This is a genomic window from Oleiphilus sp. HI0128 (genome assembly GCF_001635365.1).
In genome coordinates, this window is the sequence record NZ_LWGG01001632.1 from 1 (window position 1) to 1,921 (window position 1,921).

2 protein-coding genes and 2 pseudogenes are annotated in these 1,921 nt (G+C 46.2%); 2 read left to right on the top strand and 2 right to left on the bottom strand.

The features are described from left to right. Together A3763_RS29345 and A3763_RS26540 are read left to right on the top strand one after the other, a co-directional pair. Window positions 1-319 (top strand): annotated as a pseudogene (locus A3763_RS29345) (hypothetical protein); the annotation flags it as partial. A gap of 5 nt (window positions 320-324) precedes the next feature. Beyond that, window positions 325-816 carry a HugZ family protein gene (locus A3763_RS26540; protein WP_068510560.1) on the top strand — a complete coding sequence of 164 codons (492 nt, stop codon included), beginning with the start codon at window positions 325-327 and terminating at the stop codon, window positions 814-816. Between the two features lie 103 nt (window positions 817-919). Here A3763_RS26540 and A3763_RS26545 read toward each other — a convergent pair whose 3' ends face one another. Together A3763_RS26545 and A3763_RS29350 are read right to left on the bottom strand one after the other, a co-directional pair. Next, the gene (locus tag A3763_RS26545; RefSeq protein WP_068510562.1) at window positions 920-1,531 is read right to left on the bottom strand and encodes a flavin prenyltransferase UbiX; all 612 of its coding nucleotides are present in this window, start codon (window positions 1,529-1,531) and stop codon (window positions 920-922) included. Then, window positions 1,524-1,921: pseudogene (locus tag A3763_RS29350) on the bottom strand (UDP-N-acetylmuramate:L-alanyl-gamma-D-glutamyl-meso-diaminopimelate ligase); the annotation flags it as partial. The pseudogene A3763_RS29350 and the gene A3763_RS26545, both read right to left, overlap by 8 nt.

The following is a 1,921-nucleotide window of genomic DNA, read 5'->3' on the forward strand; positions in this document are numbered from 1 at the left end:
CTCTGCGCATGGTGCCAAGGTGAAAGCGTTCTCCTACTATATGCAAATGAAAGGCGAACTGGAACATCAGCTACTTGAGCTCAATTATCCTCATATAGCACTTGCTAGGCCTAGCCTATTACTCGGCGACAGAGGTGAATTTCGTCCAGCTGAAAAGCTAGGTGAAGTATTTATGGGCATACTCCCTGGCAATTTAAAAGCGATTCAAGCTCACGATGTTGCCGCTGCACTGATTCTTGAGGCAAATCGTTCTAAGCGGGGCACACAAGTGCTTAACTCAGCAATGATGCAAGGCGCGATAAAACAGCTAGAAAAGTAAACACCATGGCAAAGAACCCTGAAATCAGTACAGAGCAAATTCAAACTGAAATCGCTGAACTCAACGAGCAAATTCAGACACTCCAATTAGCAACACTTGGAAAAGATAAAGAGCCGTGCATCAGCTATACCCCCTTTCTGAAAACGGGCTCAGCTTACTACATTTTTATCAGTCAGCTTGCGACACACACGCACAATTTACTTGCTCACCCCAGTCTCTCTATTTTGATCATTGAAGATGAAGACAAGAGCAAAAACGTTTTTGCCCGCAAGCGACTAAACCTTAAGTGCAAAGCAGAAGAACTCAAGCAAGAAGACCCTGAATGGAACAATATTCTTGATGGCTTTGAAAAACGTCATGGAAATACAGTGAAGCTGCTTCGCTCTCTACCCGACTTTCATCTATTCAGACTAACTGCGGTTTCAGGTACTTATGTGAAAGGCTTTGGACAGGCTTTTGAGCTGACTGGAGACGATATTAAGCATATCAAAGCTTAAGCAGATTCCCCCTCGAAAAAACTTTCCCCGTGCTAAACCGCCAGCGAGCCGTGGAATGTTCTAACTACGAAGAGTTTCAATCGAGTCTGACCCCGTTGAAAACTTACTCACCCCATTTCGGCATCAAAGACTGTTCCAAGCCCAATTGAGATAAGATACGTGCTACAACAAAGTCGACCATATCTTCGATAGACTTTGGTTGATGGTAAAAACCTGGGCTTGCCGGGAGGATAACTGCCCCCATACGCGTGAGCTTGAGCATATTCTCTAGGTGAATTTCTGAGTAAGGTGCTTCTCTGGGAACTAGTATCAACTGACGACGCTCTTTCAAAGCCACGTCAGCGGCACGTTCGATCAGGTTATTACTTGCTCCCGTTGCGATGGCTGATAAGGACCCTGTACTACATGGGCAAACCACCATTCGACTCGGTGCACCGGAGCCAGATGCTAAAGGAGACATCCAATCCTCTTTGCCAAAAACACGAATCATTCCGGGCTCGGCAGAAAAATGGTCACTGAGGAAGGATTCCATTTGTGCTGCTTGTGCGGGCAACTTATATTCGGTTTCTGTGGCGATTACAATATGCGCTGCCTTGCTCACCATCAGGTAAACCGGCACGCTCTGCTTTAGTAAACATTCAATCAAGCGCAGAGCATACTGCGCGCCCGATGCACCAGTAATCGCTATTGATACCGGTTCGACCACCTTAGTCATTCACCTGTTCCTCTAGCGCTTCCACTAACTTGCCATGAATACCTGCGAAGCCGCCATTGCTCATGATCACAATATGACTTTCACCCGAGAGCTTAGACTTTACCTTATTGATTAAGTCATTAAGGGTATTGCCAAGCTCATGCTTAGTGCTTTGCTTGCTTGCCGTTTGAGCAATCAAGTCATCCAACCAAGTCATATCCGACAAGTCTGCCCAAACCACATGATTGGCCTCTTCAGCACTGGCTAATAGCGTCTGAGCATGAACACCCATCTTCATGGTATTTGAACGAGGTTCGATTAGCGCAATAATCATCTTATCCTGACCAACCTTATTACGCAAGCCAGCCAAGGTGGTTTGGATAGCCGTCGGGTGATGGGCGAAGTCATCAT